The sequence below is a fragment of the Yoonia sp. genome (assembly GCF_965660735.1).
Classification (GTDB): domain Bacteria; phylum Pseudomonadota; class Alphaproteobacteria; order Rhodobacterales; family Rhodobacteraceae; genus Yoonia.
In genome coordinates this window covers 45,274-51,299 of sequence record NZ_CBFIBD010000020.1, presented here as the reverse complement: position 1 = coordinate 51,299, position 6,026 = coordinate 45,274, and the positions used below count along the sequence as shown (strand labels likewise).

Annotated in this window: 8 protein-coding genes; 6 read left to right on the top strand and 2 right to left on the bottom strand. The window is 58.6% G+C overall.

The window, feature by feature from the left end:
- Window positions 1-1,434, bottom strand: a 1,434-nt coding sequence (gene ffh / locus ACTG4B_RS09195; RefSeq protein WP_439155401.1) for a signal recognition particle protein, incomplete at its 3' end; no start/stop codon positions are given.
- 304 nt (window positions 1,435-1,738) lie between these two features.
- Between ffh and ACTG4B_RS09190 the strand changes: the two genes are divergently transcribed.
- Together ACTG4B_RS09190 and ACTG4B_RS09185 are read left to right on the top strand one after the other, a co-directional pair.
- Window positions 1,739-2,617, top strand: coding sequence for a LysR family transcriptional regulator (locus ACTG4B_RS09190; RefSeq protein ID WP_439155400.1), 879 nt, complete (start codon window positions 1,739-1,741; stop codon window positions 2,615-2,617).
- Window positions 2,617-3,492: a DMT family transporter gene (locus ACTG4B_RS09185; RefSeq protein ID WP_439155399.1), complete on the top strand. Its 876-nt coding sequence runs from the start codon at window positions 2,617-2,619 to the stop codon at window positions 3,490-3,492. Before ACTG4B_RS09190 ends, ACTG4B_RS09185 begins: the two co-directional genes overlap by 1 nt.
- Here the strand turns inward: ACTG4B_RS09185 and ACTG4B_RS09180 are convergent.
- Window positions 3,482-3,820, bottom strand: coding sequence for an ArsR/SmtB family transcription factor (locus ACTG4B_RS09180; RefSeq protein ID WP_439155398.1), 339 nt, complete (start codon window positions 3,818-3,820; stop codon window positions 3,482-3,484). The two genes, ACTG4B_RS09185 and ACTG4B_RS09180, sit on opposite strands and share 11 nt — an antisense overlap.
- Window positions 3,821-4,028: 208 nt before the next feature.
- On the opposite strand from ACTG4B_RS09180, the gene ACTG4B_RS09175 reads away from it, so the two are divergent.
- The 4 genes from ACTG4B_RS09175 (at window position 4,029) to ACTG4B_RS09160 (ending at window position 6,023) form a co-directional block, all read left to right on the top strand.
- Window positions 4,029-4,370 (top strand): AtpZ/AtpI family protein, encoded by a 342-nt coding sequence (locus ACTG4B_RS09175; protein WP_439155397.1) that lies wholly within the window; start codon window positions 4,029-4,031, stop codon window positions 4,368-4,370.
- Window positions 4,339-5,112: a F0F1 ATP synthase subunit A gene (locus tag ACTG4B_RS09170; RefSeq protein WP_439155396.1), complete on the top strand. Its 774-nt coding sequence runs from the start codon at window positions 4,339-4,341 to the stop codon at window positions 5,110-5,112. Before ACTG4B_RS09175 ends, ACTG4B_RS09170 begins: the two co-directional genes overlap by 32 nt.
- A 60-nt stretch (window positions 5,113-5,172) precedes the next feature.
- Window positions 5,173-5,397, top strand: a complete 225-nt coding sequence (locus tag ACTG4B_RS09165; RefSeq protein ID WP_089993977.1) for a F0F1 ATP synthase subunit C — start codon at window positions 5,173-5,175, stop codon at window positions 5,395-5,397.
- A gap of 77 nt (window positions 5,398-5,474) precedes the next feature.
- Window positions 5,475-6,023, top strand: a complete 549-nt coding sequence (locus ACTG4B_RS09160; protein WP_439155395.1) for a F0F1 ATP synthase subunit B' — start codon at window positions 5,475-5,477, stop codon at window positions 6,021-6,023.
- Window positions 6,024-6,026: the final 3 nt, after the last annotated feature.

Below are 6,026 nucleotides of genomic sequence, written 5' to 3'. Positions count from 1 at the left end.
CAGTCCGGGCAGGCCGCCGGGCATCTTGCCCTGCATCGCCTTGGCGGCTTCTTCCATCGCTTTGGGGTCGTTCATGTCGGGCATGCCGCCGCCCTTGCCCAACATGCCTTTCATGGCCTGTTTCAGCATCCCGCCTTTGCCCATCTTTTTCATCATATCGGCCATCTGCCGGTGCTGTTTGACCAGCTTGTTCAGGTCCGACACATCCAGCCCTGCGCCCTTGGCGATCCGCTTTTTGCGCGACGCTGCCAGAAGATCGGGGTTGGCGCGTTCTTTCTTGGTCATGGAGTTGATGAGGGCGATCTGGCGTTTGAGGATGCTGTCATCCACGCCCGCCTTGTCCATCGCACCTTTCATTTTGCCCATGCCGGGCAACATGCCCATCATGCCTTCCATGCCGCCCATCTTTTGCATCTGTTCCAGCTGCATCCTGAGGTCGTTCATGTTGAAGCGGCCCTTCTGGAACCGTTTCATCATGCGTTCGGCCTGTTCGGCCTCGATCGTTTCCTGCGCTTTTTCGACAAGTGCTACGATGTCGCCCATGCCAAGGATGCGGCCCGCGATCCGGTCGGGTTCAAAGGTTTCGATGGCATCCATCTTTTCGCCGACACCGACGAAGCGGATCGGCTTGCCGGTAATGGCCCGCATCGACAGGGCCGCACCGCCGCGCCCGTCGCCGTCCATCCGCGTCAGGACCACGCCGGTGACGCCGATCTTGTCGTCGAATTCCTGTGCGACGTTCACCGCGTCCTGACCTGTCAGGCCATCGACGACCAGCAGAGTTTCGCGGGGATTGGCCACATCGCGCACCTGAGCTGCCTGCGCGATCAGTTCGTGATCGATGTGCAGACGGCCCGCGGTATCCAGCATATAGACGTCATAGCCGCCAAGGCTGGCTTGCGTTTTGGCGCGCCTGGCGATCTGCACCGGCGTTTCGCCGGGCACGATGGGGAGCGTGTCCACACCGATCTGTGCACCGAGAATTGCCAGTTGTTCCATCGCGGCGGGCCGGTTGGTGTCAAGCGATGCCATCAGCACCCGCTTGCCTTCGCGATCCTTCAGCCGTTTGGCCAGTTTCGCGGTCGTCGTCGTCTTACCCGAACCTTGCAGGCCGACCATCAGGATCGGTGCGGGCGGATTGTCGATTTTCAGCGTGCCGGGGTCTTCGTCGCCGGTCAGCACGTGTTTGAGTTCGTCATGGACGATCTTGACGACCTGCTGGCCGGGGGTAATGGATTTCGTGACGGCCTGACCTGTCGCCTTGTCCTGCACCGCCTTGACGAAATCGCGTGCAACCGGGAGCGATACATCAGCCTCAAGCAACGCCACGCGGACCTCGCGCAGGGCTGTTTTCACGTCATCCTCGGTCAGCGCGCCTTGCTTGGTCAGCTTGTCAAAGACGCCTGAAAGGCGTTCGGATAGGTTTTCAAACATAGGCCATGGCCCCTTACGTCATTTTCGATTGCCTGGCGTATATAGGAACGCCATGCATAAAGCAGTAGCGCCCCCGTGGGCGCAACGCGCTGACGGAGGGCGATCCCCTGATTGCCGGGGACCGGAAAGCTGGCGCTATCCGGGTGTTTTGATGTCTCTATGCCTGTCAGACGGCCGAGTCAATAACTGACGGCCTGGCACCTGCTGTGCGAAGATCGCGATCATCAGGCGATTGCGCCCCTTGCGCTGGCGCACAAACAAGGCCATAATTTGACCTAGCGTTTGAATTTGCACAGGTACGACAATGGATAACTGGGATGAAATCCGCACCGCCTATCAGGTCGCGCGCAAGGGCACGGTCAGCGGCGCGGCCGAAGTGCTGGGCGTGCATCATGCCACGGTGATCCGGCATATCGATGCGCTTGAGCACCGGTTGGGGGTCAAGCTGTTTCAGCGCCATGCACGTGGATATACCGCGACAGAGGCCGGGCAGGATCTATTGCAGGTCGCACAGGCCACCGACGATCAGTTCACCCAGCTTGCAGGCAGGATCAAGGGGCAGGGCGAAGGGGTATCGGGCGATCTGGTCATAACGTCGCTGGGGCAGGTATCGCGGTTATTGACGCCAATTCTGGTGGCGTTTCAAGCCGAACATCCTGATCTGCGCATCCGCTACCGCACGGGTGATCGCGTTTTCCGGCTGGAATACGGTGAAGCCCATGTGGCGATCCGTGCAGGTGCGATGCCCGAAGAGCCTGACAATGTGGTCCAGCCTTTCATGCCGCAGGAAATGGCGCTGGTCGCCTCGGATGCATATGTTGCGCGGTATGGTTTGCCGGATGGCGAGGAAGACCTCAGGAACCACCGCTTTGTCACACATGACGACGACAACAATCGCGCACCGTTCACCAAATGGCTGCGTCAGGCGGTGCCTGATTCCTGCCTGACCTATCGGGGGACTGACAGTCGCAACATGATGGATGCAATCCTTGCGGGTGCGGGCATCGGTTTTGTTATCACGCTCGAGCTGCCGCAGCATCCTGAACTGACCGAGGTGTTTCCCCGGCAAGAGGCATGGACAGCCCCTCTTTGGCTGGTCACCCATGTCGACTTGCACAGAACCACCAAAGTTCAGACCTTTTTGCGGTTTCTCAAGGATCGCATCAAGGACATGGACGCCTGATGTCGCCTGCCCGTGCGGGGCATCTGGCGATGCTCTGTTTTTCTGTACTTGTCGCGGGGTCGTTCGCACTGGGCGCATTGTCGGCCAATGCGATTTCGCCTGTTGCGTTGAACGCGGTGCGGTTCTGGATCGCGGTGGCGATTATCGGCGGGGCGGCGTTGGCGACCACCGGGTTGCCACGCAGCGCGGCACGGGCGCCCTGGCGCTATGTTGTGCTTGCGGCATTCTTTGTGACCTATTTCGTGCTGATGTTCGAAGGGCTGAAGACCGCAGCACCGGTCAGTGCCGCCGCAGTATTTACGCTGACGCCGATCATGGCGGCGGGGTTTGGCTGGGTCTTGCTGCGGCAGGTGCTAACTCCACGTATGGCGTTGGCGCTTGCGGTCGGCGGGCTGGGGGCGCTTTGGGTGATTTTCCGCGCTGATGTCACTGCAATGCTGCGGTTTCAGATCGGCAAGGGCGAGGCGATATATTTCTGGGGCTGCATGGCCCATGCCTTCTTTACCCCCTTGGTGCGCAAACTGAACCGTGGTGAACCCGCGATTGTGTTCACCTTCGGAACCCTGCTGGCGGGGGCTGCGATGCTGACACTCTGGGGCTGGGGGGACATCCTGGCGACAGATTGGGCAGCTTTGCCAGCCATCGTCTGGATCACGATCCTTTACACTGCCGTCTTTGCCAGCGCGGCCACATTCACCCTTCTGCAATTTGCGGCGATGCGTCTGCCCGCATCCAAGGTGATGGCCTATACCTATCTGACGCCGTCGTGGGTCATTGTGTGGGATCTGGCGTTGGGCGGCACGGCCCCGCCGGTGATGGTTCTGGCCGGGGTCGGGCTGACCTGTGTGGCCTTGCTGATGCTGCTCAAGGATTAGGGTCGGGGGCATCCAGTTCGCGGCGCAGGAATACCTCGAACATGTCCAGATCAAGCGCTTCCATCTGACCGAATGCCTGCATCCAGACCGAGGCATCGCGCAGCGCGTCGGGTTCCAGTTTGCACCATTTGACGCGCCCGCGTTTTTCCTGGCTGATCAGTCCGGCGGCTGTCAGCACGCCAAGGTGTTTTGAAATCGCGGCCAATGACATTTCGAAAGGCGCAGCCACGTCAGTGACGGCCATGTCGTCTTCCAGCAGCATCGACATGATCGTGCGGCGGGTGGGGTCGGCAAGGGCCGAAAAAATGTGGTCCAGTGTGCGGGTCATGGAGAGGGTTAACGACCTATTGCGAAAAACGTCAACCATTTGGTTGAATGTCATATGGTGGCACAACAACCCGCAAGGGCAGGTGCATCTGTGCAAAGAGTTTGGAAATATAACTATAAAACAGATGCTTACGTTGTGGCGCGCATCGCTTGACTCTGTCCGCGACCGGCCCTAGACGTTTCGCAACATTCGAAGGGGACGAAACCAGATGTCTGACCCGCAAGATGCTGATCGCCTCAAGGCGCTGGAAGCAAAGATTGCGGCGCTCAAGACGCCTGAGAAGGTGAAGGACCATTCGGAAGAACATTATTCTCAGGCGCAGCTTGCCTGGCGAATGGTGATCGAGCTTGTGGCCGGTCTGGCGATCGGTTTTGGCATTGGATACGGTTTGGATACCCTGTTTGGGACCATGCCGATTTTTCTGGTGCTGTTCATATTCTTTGGCCTCGCAGCCGGTGTTCTGACCATGATGCGATCCGCCAAGGAGGTGCAGTTGAAGCAGCAGCGCGCTGCGCAAGATGAGGGTGACAAACGTGGCGACAGAGACTGACGCACATTCCGAAGGTGGTCTGGTTTTCCATCCGCTGGACCAGTTTATCGTCAAGCCGCTGTTCGGCGACGGGCCAGTGCATTGGTATACCCCGACCAACGTGACATTGTGGATGGCCATCGGGCTTTTGGCGATTGTTGGCGTATTTGTTCTGGGCAGCCGCGGTCGCGCTATCGTGCCAAGCCGTTTGCAGTCGATCGGTGAACTGATTTACGGGTTCATCTACAAGATGGTCGAGGACGTAACGGGCAAGGACGGGATCAAATACTTTCCCTACATCATGACGCTGTTCGTTTTCATCCTGTTCGCCAACTATTTGGCCCTGCTGCCAATGTCCTACAGCCCGACGTCGATGATTGCGGTCACCGCTGTTCTGGGTTTCGGGGTGTTTATCGCCGTGACAATTCTTGGCTTCGTCAAGAACGGCGCGTCGTTCCTAAGCCTGTTCTGGATGTCGGATGCGCCACTGGTTCTGCGTCCGATCATCGCCATCATCGAGGTGATTTCATACTTTGTGCGCCCTGTCAGCCACTCTATTCGTCTGGCGGGTAACATCATGGCAGGTCACGCCGTGATCAAGGTGTTCGCCGGCTTTGCCGCGCTGACGCTGGTGTCGCCGATCGCCATTTTGGGCATCACCGCGATTTACGGGCTGGAGGTGCTGGTCGCCGGTATCCAGGCCTATGTCTTTACCATCCTGACGTGTGTCTATCTCAAGGACGCGCTTCACCCGCATCACTAATGTCGGTTGGGTGAAATCACCCATCCCTCGTCTCAACTTCCAATCGTAAGGAGATTTCACATGGAAGGCGAACTCGCACATATCGGCGCTGGTCTGGCTGCAATCGGTTCCGGCGCTGCCGCAATCGGTGTTGGTACTGTTGCTGGCAACTATTTGGCTGGTGCACTGCGCAACCCATCCGCTGCTGCATCGCAGACAGCAACACTGTTCATCGGTCTGGCATTTGCCGAAGCCCTGGGGATCTTTGCGTTCCTCGTGTCGCTTCTGCTGATGTTCGCTGTTTAAGAACACGACCCATATCCTTACGGCTGGCAGGTCATACGTGACCTGCCAGTAAACTTTCAAGGTATTCGGGGGCCAACATGGCAACAGAAACGAACGACGCCGTCGCAGGGACCTGCGTGGATGCAGGGGGTTCTGCCCTTGGTATGCCGCAACTTTGCGCGGATTGGATCCCTAACCAGGTCTTCTGGCTACTGATCACGCTTGCCGCGATCTATTTCGTGATGTCCCGCATCGCGCTGCCCCGCATCGCTGCGGTTCTGGCAGAACGGTCAGGCACGATCACAAATGATCTGGCCGCCGCAGAAGAATTCAAGGCCAAGGCCACCGAGGCCGAAGCAACCTATCAAAAAGCGCTGGTAGATGCCCGCGCCGAGGCGAACAAGATCGTCGCAGAAGCCAAAGCAGCCATTCAAGGTGATCTTGAGGCCGAACTGGCGAAAGCTGACGCCCAGATCGCCGAAAAGACCGCCGAAAGCGAAAAGGCAATCGCCGACATTCGTGCCAGCGCATTGGAAAGTGTGTCGACAGTCGCCAAGGATACGGCCAAGGAACTGGTCGCCGTCCTGGGTGGAAAAGCTGACGCTAAAACGATCACAGCGGCCGTCAACGCACGGATGAAAGGGTAAGAC